Here is a 19812-nt window from a genome sequence, read left to right as displayed (position 1 = left end):
ACGTGAGGACGCCCGGTCATCCGCCTGGAACCACGGACTTTCCCCGGCAGACACGCATCTATGCCCCCTCGCGCAGGACGAGCCCGTCGATCTGACGCACGAGGCTGCGGAAATGATCGCCGCGGACCTCGAAATTCTTGAACTGGTCATAGGACGCACAGGCCGGCGACAGGAGCACGACCGATTCCGGCGCGCCGTCCTCGGCCGCATCACGCGCCGCCGCCTCAAGCGCGGCCGCGACGGTGCCGCTCTTCTCGTAGGCGACCTTGCCATCGAGGGTATCGGCGAACTCCTCGGTCGCCACGCCGATCAGATAGGCCTTGGCAACGCGCGGGAAGAAGCTTTCGAGCGACGTGATGCCGCCGGTCTTCGGCTTGCCGCCGGCGATCCAGTAGATGCGCTCGAAGCTGGCCAGGGCCTGGGCGGTCGAATCCGCGTTGGTCGCCTTGGAATCGTTGACGAACAGGACCCGGCCGCGCCGGCCGATCAGCTCCATGCGGTGGGCGAGCCCCGGAAAGCTGCGCAGGCCCGCCATGATGGTGCGGTGGTCGAGGCCGAGCGCGCGCACGGCCGCGACCGCGGCAGCGGCATTCTGGCCGTTATGGGCGCCGCGCAGCGCAGCGATGCCGCCGAGATCGCCCGCGACCGTCGCCGACGCTGTCGCCGCCTCGATGATGTGGCCGGCCTCGTAGTAGTAGCCGTGGGCGACCGGATTGCGGTTGGAGATGCGCACCACCCGCGTGCCGCGCTGCTCGACCCGGTCGGCGATCGCGGCTGAGAGCGGATCGTCGACGCCGACGATCGCGGTTGCCGCTCCCGCGACCAGCCGCTCCTTGATGGCCGCATAGTTGGCCATGGTGCCATGGCGGTCGAGATGGTCCTCGCTCAGGTTGAGCAGGATGCCGACGGTCGGATCGATCGACGGCGTCGTGTCGATCTGGAAGGACGAACACTCGATGACGTAGTGGCGGCCCGGCTGCGGCGGATCGAGCGACAGCACCGCACGGCCGATATTGCCGCCCATCTGAACGTCGCGGCCGGCATGGGCGAGAAGATGCGCGATCAGCGCCGTGGTGGTCGACTTGCCGTTGGTGCCGGTGATCGCGATCAGCGGCGCATCCGGACAGCGCGCGCGCCGTTCCCGGCAGAAGAGCTCGACATCGCCGAGGATCGGAACGCCGTGCGACAGGGCGAGGTCGACGCTCCAATGCGGTCGCGGATGGGTCAGCGGCACGCCCGGCGCCAGCACCAGGGCCGCAAGGCTCCGCCAATCGACATCGCGCAGCGGGTCCGTGGCGAAGCCGGCCGCCGCCGCGCGCGCCATCGCCTCGGCATTGTCGTCGGCGAGGATCGGCACGGCACCGCCGGCGCGCAGGGCCTCCGCCGTGACCATGCCCGAGCCGCCGAGCCCGACCACCGCGACCTTGAGACCTCGGAAGCTCTCGACCGGGATCATCGGCTCACCTCAGCTTCAGGGTCGACAGGCCGATCAGGGCGAGCACGAAGGCGATCACCCAGAACCGGATCACGACCTGCGGCTCCTTCCAGCCGAGCTGCTCGAAGTGATGATGGATCGGCGCCATCTTGAACACGCGCTTGCCGGTCAGCTTGAAGCTGGTCACCTGGATGATGACCGACAGCGCCTCCATCACGAAGATGCCGCCGACGATGGCGAGCACGATCTCGTGCTTGGTCGCGACCGCGACCGTGCCGAGCAGGCCGCCCAGCGCCAGCGAGCCGGTATCGCCCATGAAGATCGCCGCCGGTGGGGCGTTGAACCACAGGAAGCCGAGCCCCGCCCCGATCACCGCGCCGAGCACCACGGCCAGTTCGCCGGTGCCGGGCGTGTGGTTGATGTTCAGATAGTCGGCGAAGACGGCGTTGCCGGTCGCATAGGCAATGATGCCGAAGCTGCCGGCGGCGATCATCACCGGCACGATGGCGAGGCCGTCGAGGCCGTCGGTCAGGTTGACGGCATTGCCGGCCCCGACGATCACCACAGCGCCGAACGGGATAAAGAACCAGCCGAGATTGATCAGCGCGTCCTTGAAGAACGGGAAGGTCAGCGAGGTCGCATAGGGGATCTTGCCGGCCGACATAATCGTCCAGACCGCGACGCCGGAAATCAGGATTTCGAGGCCCATGCGCTGCCAAGCCGAGAAGCCCTTGTGCGACTGCTTCGTCACCTTCAGGAAGTCGTCGAAGAAGCCGATCATGCCGAAGCCGACCATCACGATCAGCACGACCCAGATGTAGATGTTGGTCAGGTTGACCCAGAGCAGCGTCGAGAAGATCACGCCGGACAGGATCATCAGCCCGCCCATGGTCGGCGTTCCCTTCTTCAGAAGGTGTGACTGCGGCCCGTCCGCGCGGATCGGCTGGCCCTTGCCCTGCTTGACGCGAAGCGTGTTGATGATCGCCGGTCCGAACAGGAAGACGAACATCAGCGCGGTCAGGATCGCCCCGCCGGTCCGGAAGGTGATGTAGCGGAAGACATTGAGCGCCGCGAGCTTGTCGGAGAATTCGCCGAGGAGATAGAGCACGTTCGGTTTCCTCCCCGGGGTCAGGCCCGTTCCGGTTCCGTTTGGGCCGCGAAGCGCGCCTTGAGCGCGTCCACGATCGGGATCATGCGGCTGCCGAGCGATCCCTTGACCATGACCACGTCGCCGGACCGGATCTCGCCGGGCAGATTCGGTTCGAGACCGGCCGACGTTTCCGCATAGGCCCCGTGCAGGGTGTCCGGCAAGGCCTGCCAAAGTGCATGCATCAACGGTCCGCACAGATAGGCCCGGTCGATGCCCGCCTCGGCGAGCGGTCCGGCGAGCGCGGCATGAAGTTCGGCGCCGGTCGGCCCCAATTCGCGCATGTCGCCGAGCACCGCGATGCGGCGTCCGCCCGGACCGGGGCGAGACTGGCCGAGCAGCGCGATCGCCGCGCGCATGGAAGCCGGATTGGCGTTGTAGCTCTCGTCGATCAGGGTCGCGGCCCCGTCCGGCAGGGCGAGCGTGAAGCGGGCGCCGCGCCCCTTCGGCGGGGCGAGCCGGACCAGCGCCGCGGCGGCGCGGTCGAGATCGGCGCCGAGCAGCACCGCGGCGGTCAGGATCGCCAGCGCATTCATGGCGATGTGCCGGCCGGGCGCGCCGATTTCGGCCGTCACCGTGCGGCCGAGGATGCTGGCGGTCAGCGTGCTGTCGCCGGGGCGCAGGTCGACCGCGATGAGCCGGCTTTCCAGCCCCTCGCCTTCGCCGAAGCGATGCACCGCGGCGCCGCAGCGGCGGGCGGTCTCGATCAGGATCGGCGCGGTCGGGATGTCGCCGTTGACGACCGCATGGCCGCCCGGTTCCAACCCCGAGAAGATTTCGGCCTTCGCCTCCGCGATCTTTTCGACCGAGGCGAAGAATTCCAGATGCACCGGCGCGACCGTGGTGACGACGGCGACATGCGGGCGGACCATGCCGGTCAGCGGCGTGATCTCGCCGGCATGGTTCATGCCGATCTCGAACACCCCGAACTCGGTATCGGCCGGCATGCGCGCCAGCGTCAGCGGCACGCCCCAATGGTTGTTGAACGAGGCGACCGAGGCATGCACGCGGCCGTGCTCGCGCAGCACCATGGCCAACGCCTCCTTGGTCGAGGTCTTGCCGACCGAGCCGGTCACCGCGACGATCCGCGCCGTCGTACGGCCCCGGGCCGCGATGCCGAGCCGGACCAGCCCGGCGAGTACGTCGTCGACCACGACATAGCGCCCGTCCGCCGGCAGATCGGCGAGCCGCGCCTCGGCCACCACCGCGAAGGCCGCGCCGCGTTCCAGGGCCTTGGCGACGAAGTCGTGGCCGTCATGCAGGTCGCCCTTGATGGCGAAGAAGGCCTCGCCGGGCGCGATCGTGCGGCTGTCGATGGAGATGCCGGTCGCCGCCGCGCCGGCCGGGCCGACCACGCGGCCGGCCATGGCGGTCGCCAGGGCATCGAGGGTCCAGAGCGGCGCGGTCATGCGGATACCTCGGCAAGCGCCGCGCGGGCGGCCTCGTGGTCTGAGAAGGGCAGCACCCGGTCGCCGACGATCTGGCCGGTTTCGTGGCCTTTGCCGGCGATGACGAGAATATCCCCGTCCTTCAGCAGGCTGACCGCCCGGCGGATGGCCTCGGCCCGGTCGCCGATCTCGATCGCACCGGGCGCGGCGGCCAGGATGGCCCGGCGAATCGCGGCCGGATCCTCGCTGCGCGGGTTGTCGTCGGTGACGATCGCAACATCGGCGAGGCGGCCGGCGATCTCGCCCATGATCGGCCGCTTGCCGGGATCGCGGTCGCCGCCGCAGCCGAACACCGCGACCAGACGGCCGCGCGCGAAGGGCCTGAGCGCCTCCAGCACCTTCTCCAGGGCATCGGGCTTGTGCGCGTAGTCGACGAAGACCGGCGCGCCGGCCGCGGTCGTGCCGACCAGATCGAGCCGCCCGGAGGCCCCCGTCAGGCCCTCGAGCGCTCCCAGGGCGTCGGCGACCGGCGTGCCGGTGACGATGGCGAGCCCGGCGGCGACCAGCGCGTTGGAGACCTGGAAGGTGCCGAGGAGCGGCAGGCGGACGGTGTGGGTCTCTCCCGCGACCGCGACCGTCACGATCTGGCGGAAGCCGTCCGGCTCGGCGGCGAGTACCTTGAGGGCGGTGCCGGCCTGCCCGACGGTCATGAGGTCGAGCCCGCGCCGGGTCGCGTGGTCGGCGGCGCGGCGGCCATGCTCGGTATCGACATCGACCACCGCACCCTGCCCGGGCGCCAGCAGCTCGTCGAACAGCCGCATCTTGGCGGCGAAATAGTCTTCGACGGTCGGGTGGTAGTCGAGATGGTCGCGCGACAGGTTGGTGAAAGCGCCGGCGCCGATGCGGACGCCGTCGAGCCGGCGCTGGTCGAGCCCGTGCGAGGACGCTTCCAGCGCGACATGGGAAACGCCCTCGGCGGCGAGGCCGGCAAGGGTCCCGGCAAGGTCGACCGGATCGGGTGTCGTCAGGCTGCCGTAGAGCGCGCCCTTCGGGCCGACCACCCCGATCGTGCCGATCGAAGCGGCCGCCTTGCCGGTCGCGGCCCAGATCTGGCGGACGAAGGCGGCGATCGAGGTCTTGCCGCTGGTCCCGGTGACGGCGACGACCGTGCCCGGCTGCGGGCCGGCGAGCCGCGCGGCGGCGATGGCCAGCGCGCGGCGCGGATCGGTGGCCGTGATCACCGGAACCGGAAGGCCGCCCAGGCCGGCACCATCCGCGGCCAAGACCGCAACGGCACCGCGAGCCACCGCATCACCGGCGAAGCGGGCGCCGTCCGCCTTGGCACCGGCGAGCGCCACGAACAGGCCGCCGGGAACGACCTTGCGGCTGTCGGACGTGACCGCAGCCACCTCCACGCCGCCGAGGCCATCCGGCAGGCCCGGCGTCAATTCGTCGAGGAGTGCGTCGAGGCGCATGATCGTCCCGATCCTTCGGTCGAAAACTCGAACCCGCGGGTAGCGGAACGCAACGAAACGGTCAATTGGAGGCGAGCGTCGCCGGGGCCAGATCGAAGCGCGGCGGCACGTTGAGCATCGGCGCGATGCGCTTGACGATCGCCGCCACCGTCGGGGCGGCGTTCAGTCCCGCGGTCGCCGCACCGACGTCCTTCTCCGCCTTCGGTTCGTCGATGGTCACCAGCACGACATATTGCGGATCGTCGATCGGGAAGGCAGCCAGATAGGAATTGAATCGCTTGTTCGCGACATAGCGGCCGTTCTCGATCTTTTCGGCCGTGCCGGTCTTGCCGCCGACCCGGTAGCCGGCCACGTCGGCGCGTGTGCCGGAACCGATCTGGCCGTTGAGCTTGAAGAGATATTTCATCTTCTCGCTGGTCTCGGGCTTGACCACCTGCACCGCCATGGCATCGGCCTCGGCGCGAGTGCGGACGAAGAAGGTCGGCGGGATCATCTTGCCGCCGTTCATCAGCGGGATGGTTGCGGCAGCGGTGTGCATCGGCGAGACGGAAATGCCGTGGCCGAAGGACTGGGTCGCCGAGGACACTTCCGAAAGGCGCTTCGGCCACAGCGGCATCGCCACCTCGGGCAGTTCCGTTTTCAGCTTCGAGTGGAAGCCGATCTTGGTGAAGAAGTCGTACTGACCTTGCGGACCGACCTTCAGGGCCATCCGGGCGGAGCCGATATTCGACGAATAGATGAAGATCTCCGGCACGCTCAGGATGCGATTCTTGCCGTGGAAGTCGGAGATGCGCTGGCCGCCGAAGGCGAGGCCGCCGCGCGCGTCGAAGCTGTCGTTGAGGCTGACCCGGCCGGAATCGAGCGCCATCGCCGAGTTGAAGGTCTTGAATACCGAGCCCATCTCGAAGACGCCGGCGGTGGCCCGGTTCATCCGGTCCTTCTCCAGCGCCTCGGACGGATTGTTCGGGTCGTAGTCGGGCAGCGACGACATCGCGATCACTTCGCCGGTATGCACGTCGAGCACGATGCCGACCGCGGCCACCGCATGAAAGCGCTCCTTGGCAGCTGCGATCTCGTCGCGCACCACATGCTGGACGCGCAGATCGAGCGACAGCTTGCGCGGCTTCAGGCCGCGATCGTGAACGATGCCGAGCTTGTGCAACTCGTTCAGGTTCATCTCGTCGTCGATATACTTCTCGATGCCGGCAATGCCCTGGTTGTCGACATTGACGTGACCGACGACGTGGCTGGCCATGCCGCCGCCCGGATAGAAGCGCTTATTCTCGTCCAGGAAGCCGATGCCGGGAATGCCGAGCCGGTGGATGCGGAAGCGCTGCTCAGGGGTGATCTCGCGCTTCAGCCAGACGAAGCCGGCGCCGCTCTTCAGCTTGTGGCGCACAGACGGCTCGCGCATGTCCGGCAGCACGCTCGACAGGGCTTCGATCGCCTCGTCCACGTCGATGATCCGGCGCGGCTCGGCGAACAGCGAGGAGGTCTTGATGTCGGTCGCCAGAACTTCGCCGTTGCGGTCGAGCAGATCCGGGCGCGGCGAGGACTGCACGATGGCGGCGCCGAGGGTGTTGCTGTGCTCAGGCCCCTTCAGGCCGAGATAGACCAGCTTGCCGGCGATGGCGCCGTAGATCGCCACGAAGCCGAGCATCGCCACCTTGACGCGCGTCCGTCCGGCCGCGGTAGCCGAGCGCCGGGCCTTGCCACGGGCGGGCGCCTGGGCCGGTGCGTGGGTCGCCTCCTGGGCCGGGTCGCGGAAAGTGTCGGCGGGGAATGCGTCCATCGTGGTGCTCACGGTCGTCACTCCCGCCTATCGGATGATGGTGTTCAGGAGATCGTTCGGCTTCGGATCGACCCCCTTCGGTTCGGGCTTGTCGGCCTTGCCGACCCGATCGGTCGACTTCTTGATGGTGCCGGTATGCTCGATCGGCTTGACCCCGGCGAAGAGGCGCTCCGGGCCCTTGCCGCCGGCCGTGCCGCCGTCGGGCATGACCTGTCGGAACGGGATGTCGTCGAGGGTCGCGACCTGGTTCGGGTCGAGCGGCTCCAGCTCCAGATAGGTGTGATAGCGGTCGGCCATCTCCTGCAGCCGCTTGGGCTGGTTCAGGAGGCTCCATTCGGCCCGGAGCGTCGCGATCGCCTCGCGCTCCTGCTGGATCTGCCGGCTCAGCTGGGCGACGCGCGTGGTGGCGTGCTCGGCCTCGTATTTTAGGAAGTAGACCACGCCGGCGCCGGCCATCATGCCGCCGATCAGGATGATGTTGACCGTCCGCATCATGCGCGTGCCCTCCCCCGTCGCGGCGCCGGATCCGGCACGCCGAGTGCTTCTGCGTCGATGGCGCGGGCCGGCGCGGCAGTGCGCCGCGCGGCCCGGAGCTTGGCCGAGCGCGCCCGCGGATTGACCGCCGTCTCGGCCTCGCCCGGCTCGACCGCCCCCTTGGCGACGAGCACGAAGGTCGGCTCCGGCACGGCCGTCTCCGGCGCATGGCGCGAGCCGCCGGCCCGCTCGCGGCTGCGGTCGGCGAGGAAGCGCTTGACGATGCGGTCCTCGAGCGAGTGGAACGAGACCACCACCAGCCGCCCGCCTTCGGCCAGCACCGCCTCGGCGGCGCCGAGCGCGCGCGCCAGTTCGTCAAGTTCGCCGTTCACATGGATGCGCAGGGCCTGGAAGGTGCGTGTCGCCGGATGGATCTCGTGCGGCTTCTTGGCCCGCCCGAGCACGGCCTCGCACAGATCGGCGAGCTCGCGCGTGCGCTCGAACGGCCGTTCGGCACGGCGGCGGACGATCGCGCGCGCGATCGGCCCGGATTTGCGCTCTTCGCCATAGACCCAGAGGATGCGGGCGATCTCGTTCTCTTCGGCGCCGTTGACGATGTCGGCCGCGCTCGGCCCCTCGCCGCCCATGCGCATGTCGAGCGGCCCGTCGAAGCGGAACGAGAAGCCGCGCTCGGCCTCGTCGAACTGCATCGAGGAGACGCCGATATCGAGCACGACGCCGTCGACGGTGTCGCGACCGGTTGCCCGGACATGGGCATCGAGATCGCCGAACCGCCCCTCGACCAGCGTCAGCCGTCCCTCGGCGGCCTCCGCCAGGGCGCGGCCGGCGCGGATCGCGCTCGGATCGCGGTCGACGGCGATGACGGAAGCCCCCGAGCCCAGGATGGCGCGCGTATAGCCTCCGGCGCCGAAGGTGCCGTCGAGATGGACCTCGCCCGGACGCGGCGCCAAATGCGCCATCACTTCGGCGAGCATGACCGGGCGGTGGCGCGGATCGGGCGCGAAGGGACCGGCATCCGCCTGAGCCGAGACCGCGGTTTCGGTGATGTCATTGCGGGAGCCGCTCATACCCGCGCCTCCCGTCCGCGCGCCAGAAGCTCCGCCGCCGCGGCCCGCGCCTTGGCCTCGAAGGCCTTGAAGGCTTCCGGGGCCCAGAACTGGAATTTCTGGCCGAGCCCGACGAAGACGATCTCGTCCGTGATGCCGGCGGCCTCGCGGATCCAGTCCGGCACCACGATGCGCCCCTCCCCGTCGATCGACAGCGTATCGCCCGCCCCCATCAGGGTGGCGGCGAGGTGCAGATGCTCGGGCGAGAAGCCGTCGTAGCCGGAGACCGCGGCATCGATCTGCGCGATCAGCGCGTTGCCGCCGGCCTCCACGGCCGGCTCCCACAAGGCCCGCACGCAAAAGAGCCCCTCGAAGCCGTCGCGGCCCAGCACGGCGCGGAACGGCGCCGGGATCGAAACGCGACCCTTCGCGTCGATCTTCTTCGGGTGCCGGCCGAGAAACCGCTCCATGCCCTGACCCGCACCGCCCACCCTGGAGGCCCTGCCCCATGACACAGCCCCAGCTTCGAAATGCCGAAGGGCGGCTCAGCCCTTCGGCCCTGCCCGCAGATCGCGAAGCCGCCGTCGGACAACGATCCGCAGCGACCCGCCTGGCCGCGAACGACCTCGGCGGGTTCGACGGGCTGCCCTGCAACTCGCGAACGGGATGATTTGGGATAGCATGGGATGGCATGGGGGTCAATGGAATCAGCCGATACGCACAGCTCCTATTGACGCCCGATCAAGGTTAACATTCCGTCCACGCGGAATGTTCAAAGCGATTGATCCGATTAGGAATCCGGCAAGAAATGTGGCGTCGGCTCGCGCCCCCGGCCCTCCGCTGCGGCAACCGTCGAGTAGCCTCGCGCTACCAGGTCCAGAGGCTGGAAATCGGCACCGCGGTCAGCCTTTCGCCGAAGGGGATGACCCGGTCATGGTCGAACAGCACCAGCCCGCGCAGGAACCGGTCGCCGGCCGCCTCCTGCAACTTGCGCAGACCCTTGAAATCGTCGTCTCGCACGGTTGCCGACGCCTTGACCTCGATACCGATCAGCCGCCCACGGCGGTCCTCGATGACGAGATCGACTTCGTCCCCGTCCCGGGTCCTGAAATGCGAAAAGCTCAGGCGGCGGTCCGACCAGGCGGCGAGCTTCAGGATTTCGGAAAAGACGAAGCTTTCCAGCACGGCCCCGAAGACGGTCCGGTTGGCTGCGATCAGGTCGGCATCGAGCCCACGCAGGGCCGCAAGCAGGCCGCTGTCGAGGAAGTGCAGTTTCGGCGACTTGACCAGGCGCGACAGCCGGTTCGACGACCAGGGCACGAGGCTGCGGACCAGGAACAGCCGCTCCAGGATGCCGACATATTTCTGCGCCGTGACGGATGACAGCCCGAGCGCGGCGCCGTAGCTCGCATGATTGACGAGTTGGCCGGCATGCTCGGCGAGCACGGCGAGAAGACGCGGCAGCCGTTCGAGCTGATCGATCCGGGCGATGTCGCGCACGTCGCGGTCGAGGATGAGAGCGACATAATCCTCCAGCCAGACCCGGCGGCGGTCCGGCGAGCGCCGTCGGACCGCCTCGGGATAGCCGCCGGCCAGCACGCAGTCGACGAGGGCGTCGCCGGTCACCGTGCCGTCGGCCGACCAGACGGTCTCTCCCGCGAAGATCAGGTCGAGGAAGCGGCCCGGCGCCTCGCGCAGTTCGGCCTGGGCGAAGGGCAACAGCGGCACCACGGCCATGCGTCCGGCCAGGGAGTCCGCCACGGCCGGCACCGTCGCGAGGTTGGCCGATCCGGTCAGCAGGAAGCGGCCCGGTGCGGGATCGCGGTCGACGGCTTCCTTGATCGCCAGGATGAGGTCGGGCGCGCGCTGGATTTCGTCGATGGCGGCGCGATCGAGCCCGCGCAGGAACCCGACCGGATCGGCGCGGGCCGCCGCCAGGGTGCCGATGTCGTCGAGGGTCAGATAGGTCCGCTCCGGCCCGGCCAGGTGCCGGAGCAAGGTCGTCTTGCCAGCCTGTCGCGGCCCCGTCAGAAGGACCACGCGGGTATCCGCCATGGCGGTCTCGATGCGCGCGACGACGCGACGCCGGACATAGCCGCCAGAGGGAGAAACCGCTGTACCCATGCGGCAGATCTTAAGCAGACGGCCGGCTAATTTAAAGTGAATGGCCGGCAGATTTAAAGTGGGAAGACGTCCAATCTAAAGCGACGGCCTGTCAGATCGAGAGATCACGGGCGCATACGGCCGGGCCGGCCGGCCTTGCGGCGGGCTCGGCCGGGGTGCGGGCGGGTGGGGAGAAGTGCCAGTCGGCCTATAAGCCGGGTTCTGTAAGGCCGGGGTTTCCCCCGACGCGGCGGCCATTCATCTGGGACGCCCGTTGCCGGACGCCTCGCGCAACCGACCCGGGCGACTGGTCCGGAACGGACTGGGTCCCCGCCGAAGCGAGAAGCCCGCGTCGCCCCTATTTGGTTTTGCTCCCGGTGGGGTTTGCCATGCCGGTCCCGTTGCCGGTCCCGCGGTGCGCTCTTACCGCACCTTTTCACCCTTGCCGCGGACGCATCCGCGGCGGTTCGTTCTCTGTGGCACTGTCCCTGGGGTCGCCCCCGCCGACCGTTAGTCGGCACCGTTGTTCCGTGGAGCCCGGACTTTCCTCCCTTCCCCGCGAGGGGAAGAGCGGCCGCCCGGCCGACTGGCGGCGTCCTTCTCCCCCGAACCGCCGGTCCGGGTCAACCGCCAAATGGCATCAGCCGGCGCAGCACCGCCTTTTCGGCTTCGGCGACGAAGAACACCGCGACCGCCACCGCCGCGATCGTCAGCATCTGGCGTCCGTCCAGCGCCGCCGTCCCGAACAGGGCCTGCAGGGGCGGCCAGACCGTGAAGGCGACCTGCACGCCGATCAGCACCGCCGCCCCCAGAAGCGCGAGGCGGTTGCCCAGGAAGGCCTCGGCATGCAGCGACGAGCCGGCCGGATGACGGGCATTGAACAGGTAGGCGATCTCGGCGGCGACCAGTGCGTTGACCGCGACCGTGCGGGCGACCGCCAGATCGGCGCCCTGCGCCCGTTCCCAGAGAAAGAGCCCCGTCGAGGCCGCGCCCATCAGGGCCGAGACGAACAGGATGCGCCAGAGCAGCAGCGGCGTGACCAGCGGGGCCTTCGGGTCGCGCGGCGGCCGGCGCATCACGTTCGGCTCGGCCGGATCGAAGGCCAGCGCCAGCGACAGCAGGCTCTCGGTGACGAGATTGATCCAGAGCAGTTGCAGGGCGGTCATCGGCAGGTCGAAGCCGACCAGCACGGCGGCGATCAGCCCGATCGCCTCGGCACCGTTGGTCGGCAGGATGTAGAGGATCGACTTGATCAGATTGTCGGTAACCACGCGCCCGGCCCGTACCGCGCCGACGATGGTCGAGAAGTCGTCGTCGGTGATCACCATGGCGGCCGCCTGCCGGGCGACTTCGGTGCCCTTGGCGCCCATCGCGATGCCGACATCGGCCCGCTTCAGCGCGGGCGCGTCGTTGACGCCGTCGCCGGTCATGGCGACCACCTCGCCCTGCGCCTGCAGGGCCTCGACCAGACGCAGCTTGACCTCCGGCGTCGCCCGCGCGACCACATCGGCGCCCGCCGCCGCCCGGGCGAAATCCTCCCGCCCGAGCCCGTCGAGCGTGGTGCCCTCGATCACCTTCGCGTCGGCCGGCAGCCCGACCCGCAGCGCCACCGCGCGGGCGGTCGCGGCATGGTCGCCGGTGATCATCACCACCCGGATGCCGGCACGCCGCGCCGCCGCCACGGCCGCCGCGCTCTCCGCCCGTTCCGGATCGCGCATGCCCGCGAGACCCAGAAACACGAAGCCGCCGCGTTCGAGACCCAGGTCCGTCTCGCCGGGCTCAGGTCCGCCGTCGATCCGCTCGGCGAGGGCGAGAATGCGCAGCCCCTTGGCGGCCATGTCGTCGAGCGCATCGAACCAAGCCTCGCGGCGGATCGGGCGGTCGGCGCCGCCGACCCGCTCGCGGTCGGCCAATGCCAGCAGCCGCTCGGGTGCGCCCTTGACGGTCACCCGGCGCATGCCCGACGGCTCGCGCAGCGCCACGATCATGATCCGTGCCGCCGGATCGAAGGGCACCTGATCCTCGCGCCGATGGTCGCGGCGCAGCGCCTCCGGATCGAGCCCGCTCTTCAGCGCCAGCGTGATGAGCGCGGCATCGACCGGATCGCCGAGCGCCGCATAGCGGCCGTCGCTCTCGTCCAGGCTCGCGTCGTTGCACAAGGCCGCCGCACGGATCAGTGCGGCCACCTCCTGGCTGTCGCTGTCGCCGCGTTCGGCCGTCAGTTCACCGACCGGCGCATAGCCGATGCCGCCGATGGCGATCCGGTCGGAAGCGGTGACGATCCGCTCGGTGGTCATCTCGTTGACGGTCAGCGTGCCGGTCTTGTCCGTGGCGATCACCGTCACGGCGCCGAGCGCTTCGATCGCCGGCATGCGCCGGATGATCGCCCCGCGCGCCGCCATGCGCTCGACCCCGATCGCAAGCCCGACCGTGACGATCGCCGGCAGGCCCTCCGGGATCGCCGCCACGGCGAGCCCGACCGCGGCCATGAACATCTCGGCCGGCGGCATGGTGCCGCCGAGCCAGCCGACCAGGAACAGCAGCGCGGTCGCCGCCAGCACGATCGCGGTCAGCCAGCGGCCGAAGACCAGGAGCTTGCGGAACAGCGGCGTGTCGAGCGCTTCGACCGTCTCGATCATCCGGCTGATGCGGCCGATCTCCGTCGCCGAACCGGTGGCGACGACCAGCCCGCGTGCCCGGCCGGTCACAGCGAAGGTGCCGGCATGGGCCATCGAATGCCGGTCCGACACGATCGCTCCCTCCGCGGCCGGGGCGATGTCCTTGGCGACGGGGGCGGATTCGCCGGTCAGCGCCGCCTCCTCGGTGGAGAAGCGAACCGTCTCGACGAGGCGCAGGTCGGCCGGGATGCGGTCGCCGGCCTCCACGGCGACGAGGTCGCCCGGCACCAGCGTCTCGGCCGCCACGATCCGCTCGCGCCCGTCGCGCACCACCCGCGCCTCGGCCGACAGCATGTGCCCGATCGCCGCCAGCGCCCGCTCCGCCCGTCCCTCCTGGACCAGCCCGATCGCCGCATTGGCGACCACCACGGCCATGATCACGCCGGCGTCGAGCGCCTCCCCGATGGCGAAGGACACCGCCGCCGCGGCGACCAGAACCAGCACCAGCACGTCGCGGAACTGGCCGGCGATGCGGGCCGCCAGCGTCCGGCCTGCGGCCGGCTTCAGCCGGTTGGCGCCGAAGCGGGCGAGCCGGGCTTCGGCCTCCACCTCATCAAGCCCGCGATCCGCGTCGGCATCGAGGCGCAGGGCGGCTTCGGCGGGGGGCAGCCGATGCCAGGGGGGAGCGGTGGCGACGTCTTCGATCGGCATTCATGACACCCGGCTGACAAGCCACTCACCATCGCCGCCCCGGCCCGATGGCGCCATCCGGAAGACCCCGCGTCGATGCTATCCGTGCATGACCGGGCCGATCGCGCCGACGGCGGCTTTCAAATCGATTGCAACCGGACCTGCGCCCTTTCAATCCGGCCGGCCGACCTGCGAAACTCGACACCGGGCGGCTTGGAGAATCGGATGGCGGGACAGGTGGATCTCACGCATTTCAAGGACGCCCTGCTGGTGCTCGGCACGGCGGGCGTGGTCGTGCCGATCGTCCACCGCCTGAAGGTCAGCCCCATTCTCGGCTATCTTGCGGCCGGCGCGGTCCTCGGCCCGAACGGCCTCGGGCAGTTTCACGCCCGCGTCCCCTATCTCGAATGGGTGACGATCCAGAAGACCGACGAGATCGCCGGCATTGCCGAACTCGGCATCGTCTTCCTGTTGTTCTTCATCGGCCTGGAACTGTCGTTCGGGCGCCTGGCCACCATGCGGCGCTACGTCTTCGGGCTCGGCCTGCTGCAGGTCCTGATCAGCGGCGCGGTGCTGGCCGGCCTGGCGGGCTTGTTCGGGCTGAAGCCGGACGCTGCCATCCTGATCGGCGCCTCGCTGGCGCTGTCCTCGACGGCGATCGTGGTCGAACTCCTGGCGACGCGCAAGCGCCTGACCTCGACCACCGGCCGCGTCACCTTCGCGATCCTGCTCTTGCAGGATCTCGCCGTGGTGCCGATCCTGTTCCTGGTCGAGACGCTCGGCGCCGGGCAGGACGGCTCGCTGGTTGCCGGGCTCGGCTGGGCGCTCCTGCAGGCGGCGGTCGCCATCGCGCTGATCGTCGGCCTGGGCAAGCTGGTCCTGTCGCCGCTGTTCCGCTTCGTGGCCGAGACGCGCGACAACGAGCTGTTCATCGCCACGACGCTGCTGGTCGTGGTCGGCACCGGCGTGGCCAGCGCGGCGGCGGGTCTCTCCATGGCGCTCGGCGCCTTCGTGGCCGGGCTGCTGATCGCCGAGACCGAGTATCGCCGGGCCGTCGAGCATACCATCGAGCCGTTCAAGGGACTGCTCCTCGGCGTCTTCTTCTTCTCGGTCGGCATGTCGATCGACTTCGGCCGCCTGATCGCCGATCCGATCCTCATTGTCGGCCTCGCCGTCGCGCTGGTCGCCGCCAAAATGCTGATCTGCACGCTCCTGGCGCGCGGCTTCGGCGTCGCATGGCCGGCCGCGATCGAGACCGGGGCGCTGATCGGCGCCGGCGGCGAGTTCGCCTTCATCGTCATCGGTCTCGCCGTGACCACCGGCATCGTCGACCGCGTCGCCGGCTCGATCGCCCCGACCGTGGTGGCGATCACGATGGCGGCCCTGCCCGCCATGGCATCGCTCGGCCGCCGTCTCGGCCGCCGCCTGGAGCAGGCCCTGCCGGCCGATCCGGAAACCCTGGTCGCCCCGCCCGAGGAGGCCGGCGGGCGCACCATCGTGGTCGGCCACGGCCGCGTCGGCGCGCTGGTCGGCACCATGCTGGAGCGGCACCGGCAGCCCTATATCGCCATCGACCGCGATCCGACCACCGTCACGCTGGCGCGCCGCAAGGGCAAGCCGGTCTATTTCGGCGACATCACCAAGCCCGATTTCCTGCGCGCCTGCGGCCTCGACAGCGCCCGCGCCGTCGTGGTGACCGTGAATTCGCCGACACTCGTCGACGACATCGTCACGGTCATCCGGACCCTGCGCCCGGACGCCGTGATCGTCGCCCGCGCCCGCGACGCCACCCATGCCACCAAGCTCTACGCGATGGGCGTCACAAACGCGGTGCCGGAGACCATCGAAGCCAGCCTGCAACTGTCCGAGGCCGCCCTGGTCGGCCTCGGCGTTCCGATGGGACCGGTGATCGCATCGATCCACGACAAGCGCGACGAATATCGCCAGATGTTGAAACAGTCGCGCACGACCGCGCCGCAGCCGTGACGGGCCGCCCGGCGTCACCGACGGAGAGCAGCCCGCCGGTCCGGGCGCCGATGCGGGCGGCACGCCGCCGATCGGGACGCCACCTCCTGCCCGGCCGCGAGACGCCTGCCGGGAGCCGGCGGGCGCGGCCGGCGTGGCGGGCGCGGCCATGCCACCCGAAGGCCCCTGGTGGTCAAATCCCGACACTTGCGTCCCGCAAATGTCGGATCGAATGGACCACGCAATCAACAAGTTCGTGGTGCAGATTCACGAGACGGACGAGAACCATCCGTCTCGATCGAACCGCCAGACTGGGACCATGACCGCGCCGCCCGCTGCCGATCGACGCCCTCGCCTCGCCGTGGCGGGGGCCGCCGGACATGACCTGATCTATCGCGTCGACGCCTTCCCGGCGCGCGGCAGCAAGACGATCGCGGCGGATTTCGCCTCGGTCGGCGGCGGCAGCGCGGCCAATGCGGCGGTCGCCGCGCAGCGCCTGGGGGCCGCCGTACGGCTGGTCTGCCCGCTCGGCGACGACATGGTCGGCGCCATGATCGCGCGCGATCTCGCCGCCGAGGGGATCGATCTCGCGGCCGTGGTGATCGCCGGCGGCCATTCGCCGGTGACCACGGCCATCGTCGAGCCCGACGGCGAGCGCACCGTGCTGTCCTGGCGGACGCCGGGCGGGCCGCCGCCGCCGATCCTCGATCCGGACGGTCTCGCCGCCGGGTCCGACGCGGTCCTGGCGGACGACCGCTTCCTCGATTTCGTCGAGCCGCTTCTCGCCGCCGCGCGGCGCCGCGGCCGCCCCGCCGTGCTCGATGGCGACCGCGCCGACGGGCTGCCGCCGGCCGCGCTGGCCTGGCCCAGCCATGCGATCCTGTCGGCGGCCTGCCTCGCAGCGACGACCGGCCAGCGCGACCCGGCGGACGGTCTGAGGGCAGCGGCGCGGACCACGGACGCCTTCCTGGCGGTGACGCTCGGCGCGCGCGGGGTCGTCTGGCTGGACCGTGCGGGCACCATCCGGCATCTCGCCGCACCGGCGATCGCTGCCGTCGATACGCTCGGCGCCGGCGACGTGTTCCACGGCGCCTTCGCGCTCGCATTGGCAGAGGAACGGGCGGAGGCGGAGGCGCTCGGCTTCGCCGCCGTGGCGGCCGCCCTCAAATGCCGACGCTTCGGCGGCCGTGCCGGTGCTCCGACGCGGGCTGAACTGGACGCATTCCTTCAGGATCGGGCGGATTGAACGGAGCGGCGCGGGGTCATGCCAACGGCCCACGATGCTGACGCATCGGGCCGTTGAAGCAACGTGAATTTCTCATATGCGTCAGAGGCATGAGAAATTCGCGTATCGAATACCGACGTTCATTCCATGACCGTCGGTATCAGACCCGGCGCGGCAGCGGCCCCTCGGTCATGCGCCGCAGCCGCGGCGGCGGGGCGTCGAAGGGCAGGTTGGCGTCATCGACATCCTCGTCGAGGAAGCAAAACCAGACGCGCCCGACGGGCCATTCGGGGGCAGCCTTTTCCGACGCAGAAGGATGCGACGGACCGTTGAACGCACCGGCCATGAGACTCACCGACTGAGGAGGCACCGGACGGGTGCCCCCCGGCCTCGTCCTGTCGCAATCCTCGGCCGGAACGGTAAATTTTCCCTTCCTGGACACGGATCGCCGCCGGCCGGCTATCCCTCCCCGGCCCGCGCCAGGTTTTCGGTCAGGCGCTGGTCGAGGTCGAAGCCGGGGCGGGTCAGGTCGCGGCGCCAGGGCTGGCGGCCCTTGAGGACGCCGGATTCGTGGACCATCTCGGCGACATATTCCTCCTGCCGGTAGGCCATGACATGGACCCCGGCGACGCCGGCGATCTCGCGCACCTGCTGGATGATCTCGACGCAGATGCGCTTGCCCTCGGCCTTCTGGTCCTTGGCCTTCTCAAGGCGCTCGATGATCGCGTCCGGGATATGCACGCCGGCGACGTTGGAGCGCATCCAGCGCGCCGTCTTGGCCGAGGCGAGCGGGCCGACGCCGACCAGGATGAAGCAGTGCTTCTCCAGTTCCATGTCGCGCACCCGCGCCATGAAGCGTTCCAGCAGCGGCACGTCGAAGCAATATTGCGTCTGGATGAACTGGGCGCCGGCCCGCACCTTCTTGGCCAGCCGCAGCGGACGGAAATCGTAGGGCGGCGCGAAGGGGTTCTCGGCCGCGCCCATGAAGACCGGCGGCGGCGTGGTGATCTTGCGGCCCGACAGGAACTTCGCCTCGTCGCGCATGCGCCGGATGGTGGCGAGCAGCGAGGTCGAATCCAGGTCGAAGACCGGCTTGGCCTCCGGGTGGTCGCCCGACTGGACGCCGTCGCCGGTCAGGCACAGCACGTTGTTGACGCCGAGCGCGGAGGCGCCGAGCACGTTGCCCTGGATGCCGATCCGGTTGGTATCGCGGCAGGAGATCTGTAAGACCGGCGAGAAGCCGATCCGGGTCAGCAGCGCACAGATGGCGATCGACGACATGTGGCAGTTGGCGCCCGAGCCGTCGGTGGCGTTGATCGCGTCGACCCAGCCCTCGAACACGGCCGCGCGCTTGTAGACATCCTCGGCGAGCGCCGAATCGGGCGGATTGAGCTCGGCGGTGACGGCGAACTCGCCGCGCCGGAGCACCCGCTCCAGACGGCCGCGCGAGGTGTGGCCCGGCAGCGCGGGCAGCGGATCCCACGGATTCTCGCCGAAATCCTCCGGATGCAGGCGCGGGTTCATGCCGCCCCTCCCGTGCCGGACTTCTCCTGCGCCACGGCGAGCCAGCTCGACCGGCCCTTCAGGCGGTGGTCGATCGGCGGCTGCACGTCGCCGATCCGGTCGCCCTCGGCCATCAGCCGCGAGCCCTCCCAGGCCTTGACCCAGACGCAGGGCATCTCCGGATAGACCTCGCAATTGCCGTCGCCGCGCACGCCGCCGCAGGGGCCGTTGCGCAGGTTCTTCGGGCAGTTCATCGGGCAGGACATGCCGGTCGAGGACAGCACGCACTGGCCACACATGCGGCAGTCGAACAGCGCGCCCTTGACGGTCCGCTCGACCGCCGCGACCGGCCGTTCCAACCGCGTCCAGCCGAGCCTCGCGGCAAGCGGCGCGGCGGCCACGAGCGCGCGCTCGAAGGCGGCATAGAAGCGCGCCAGCCCGCCGGCATGGCGGATCGACCAGAAGCGCAGCGCGAAGCGGTCGCGCGGCCGGGGCGGCTTGCCGGGGGGTTCGAAGGCGGCGGGAACGCGCAGCATGGGGCCTCGCGGCAGGCTCGGCGCGAGGCGCACGGCCGGTTCGGGACGGGGTTCGGCTCCGGACCGCGCCGCAGGATGGGTCGGCGGGTCCGCTCAGGCTTCCTTGCCACCGGCCTCGACCAGCCGGCGCAGGCGCTCAGCATCGTATTCGGCCTCGATCCGCGCCGTCACATTTGCGACCATGGCTTCCGGATCGGCGCCATCGGCGGGCATCGGCGCGCGTCGCCAGTCGGCCAGATAGGCGTCGGTCTCGCGCGCGCCGCCGCGCATCGCCGCCATGTCGATGGCGACCTGGAAGCGCTCGGGCAGTTCGCGCTTGGTCGCGCGCCGGCCGGAGCCGTGCAGCACCTGGGCGGGAATGTCGCGCCAGTAGATGATCGTCACCTCGCCCATG

The 19812-nt window shown here is 70.1% G+C and carries 16 protein-coding genes and 1 other RNA gene; 2 read left to right on the top strand and 15 right to left on the bottom strand.

Annotation, left to right across the window (positions count from 1 at the left end; translation table 11 throughout):
* Positions 1–58: 58 nt before the first annotated feature.
* The 11 genes from murD to KL771_RS18055 all read right to left on the bottom strand — a co-directional run bounded on the left by murD (position 59) and on the right by KL771_RS18055 (position 14210).
* On the bottom strand, positions 59–1456 hold the full coding sequence (gene murD, locus KL771_RS18105) for a UDP-N-acetylmuramoyl-L-alanine--D-glutamate ligase (protein WP_261969927.1): 1398 nt from the start codon (positions 1454–1456) through the stop codon (positions 59–61).
* Between the two features lie 4 nt (positions 1457–1460).
* Positions 1461–2543 (bottom strand): phospho-N-acetylmuramoyl-pentapeptide-transferase, encoded by a 1083-nt coding sequence (gene mraY, locus KL771_RS18100; RefSeq protein WP_054357602.1) that lies wholly within the window; start codon positions 2541–2543, stop codon positions 1461–1463.
* 20 nt (positions 2544–2563) lie between these two features.
* Complete coding sequence (locus KL771_RS18095; protein ID WP_261969926.1) at positions 2564–3991, bottom strand: UDP-N-acetylmuramoylalanyl-D-glutamyl-2,6-diaminopimelate--D-alanyl-D-alanine ligase; 1428 nt, start codon at positions 3989–3991, stop codon at positions 2564–2566.
* Entirely contained in the window at positions 3988–5445 is a 1458-nt protein-coding gene (locus KL771_RS18090; RefSeq protein ID WP_261969925.1) for a UDP-N-acetylmuramoyl-L-alanyl-D-glutamate--2,6-diaminopimelate ligase, read from the bottom strand. The genes KL771_RS18095 and KL771_RS18090 overlap by 4 nt, the downstream gene beginning before the upstream one ends.
* A gap of 61 nt (positions 5446–5506) precedes the next feature.
* A complete protein-coding gene (locus KL771_RS18085) occupies positions 5507–7249 on the bottom strand; it encodes a peptidoglycan D,D-transpeptidase FtsI family protein (protein ID WP_261969924.1) in 1743 nt (580 codons plus the stop codon).
* 15 nt (positions 7250–7264) lie between these two features.
* A complete protein-coding gene (gene ftsL / locus KL771_RS18080; protein ID WP_261969923.1) occupies positions 7265–7732 on the bottom strand; it encodes a cell division protein FtsL in 468 nt (155 codons plus the stop codon).
* On the bottom strand, positions 7729–8799 hold the full coding sequence (gene rsmH, locus KL771_RS18075; protein ID WP_261969922.1) for a 16S rRNA (cytosine(1402)-N(4))-methyltransferase RsmH: 1071 nt from the start codon (positions 8797–8799) through the stop codon (positions 7729–7731). Before rsmH ends, ftsL begins: the two co-directional genes overlap by 4 nt.
* Entirely contained in the window at positions 8796–9248 is a 453-nt protein-coding gene (locus KL771_RS18070) for a division/cell wall cluster transcriptional repressor MraZ (RefSeq protein WP_261969921.1), read from the bottom strand. Before KL771_RS18070 ends, rsmH begins: the two co-directional genes overlap by 4 nt.
* Before the next feature lie 397 nt (positions 9249–9645).
* A complete protein-coding gene (locus KL771_RS18065; protein ID WP_261969920.1) occupies positions 9646–10902 on the bottom strand; it encodes an ATP-binding protein in 1257 nt (418 codons plus the stop codon).
* A 174-nt stretch (positions 10903–11076) separates the two neighbouring features.
* An RNA gene (gene rnpB, locus KL771_RS18060) (RNase P RNA component class A) lies at positions 11077–11471 on the bottom strand.
* Between the two features lie 33 nt (positions 11472–11504).
* Positions 11505–14210 (bottom strand): cation-translocating P-type ATPase, encoded by a 2706-nt coding sequence (locus KL771_RS18055; protein ID WP_261969919.1) that lies wholly within the window; start codon positions 14208–14210, stop codon positions 11505–11507.
* Positions 14211–14414: 204 nt separating this feature from the next.
* Between KL771_RS18055 and KL771_RS18050 the strand changes: the two genes are divergently transcribed.
* Positions 14415–16175: a cation:proton antiporter domain-containing protein gene (locus KL771_RS18050; RefSeq protein ID WP_261969918.1), complete on the top strand. Its 1761-nt coding sequence runs from the start codon at positions 14415–14417 to the stop codon at positions 16173–16175.
* 211 nt (positions 16176–16386) lie between these two features.
* Complete coding sequence (locus KL771_RS18045) at positions 16387–17400, top strand: PfkB family carbohydrate kinase (RefSeq protein WP_261969917.1); 1014 nt, start codon at positions 16387–16389, stop codon at positions 17398–17400.
* A 139-nt stretch (positions 17401–17539) separates the two neighbouring features.
* Here KL771_RS18045 and KL771_RS18040 read toward each other — a convergent pair whose 3' ends face one another.
* The 4 genes from KL771_RS18040 to KL771_RS18025 all read right to left on the bottom strand — a co-directional run bounded on the left by KL771_RS18040 (position 17540) and on the right by KL771_RS18025 (position 19811).
* Positions 17540–17725 (bottom strand): hypothetical protein, encoded by a 186-nt coding sequence (locus KL771_RS18040; protein ID WP_261969916.1) that lies wholly within the window; start codon positions 17723–17725, stop codon positions 17540–17542.
* Positions 17726–17838: 113 nt separating this feature from the next.
* Positions 17839–18903: a methylenetetrahydrofolate reductase gene (locus tag KL771_RS18035; RefSeq protein WP_261969915.1), complete on the bottom strand. Its 1065-nt coding sequence runs from the start codon at positions 18901–18903 to the stop codon at positions 17839–17841.
* A complete protein-coding gene (locus tag KL771_RS18030; protein ID WP_261969914.1) occupies positions 18900–19418 on the bottom strand; it encodes a methylenetetrahydrofolate reductase C-terminal domain-containing protein in 519 nt (172 codons plus the stop codon). Before KL771_RS18030 ends, KL771_RS18035 begins: the two co-directional genes overlap by 4 nt.
* Positions 19419–19511: 93 nt before the next feature.
* Positions 19512–19811: a virulence factor gene (locus KL771_RS18025; protein WP_261969913.1), complete on the bottom strand. Its 300-nt coding sequence runs from the start codon at positions 19809–19811 to the stop codon at positions 19512–19514.
* Position 19812 lies beyond the last annotated feature (1 nt).

Source organism: Prosthecodimorpha staleyi, from assembly GCF_018729455.1.
Lineage (GTDB): Bacteria > Pseudomonadota > Alphaproteobacteria > Rhizobiales > Ancalomicrobiaceae > Prosthecodimorpha > Prosthecodimorpha staleyi.
This window is presented reverse-complemented; position numbering and strand designations above follow the sequence as displayed.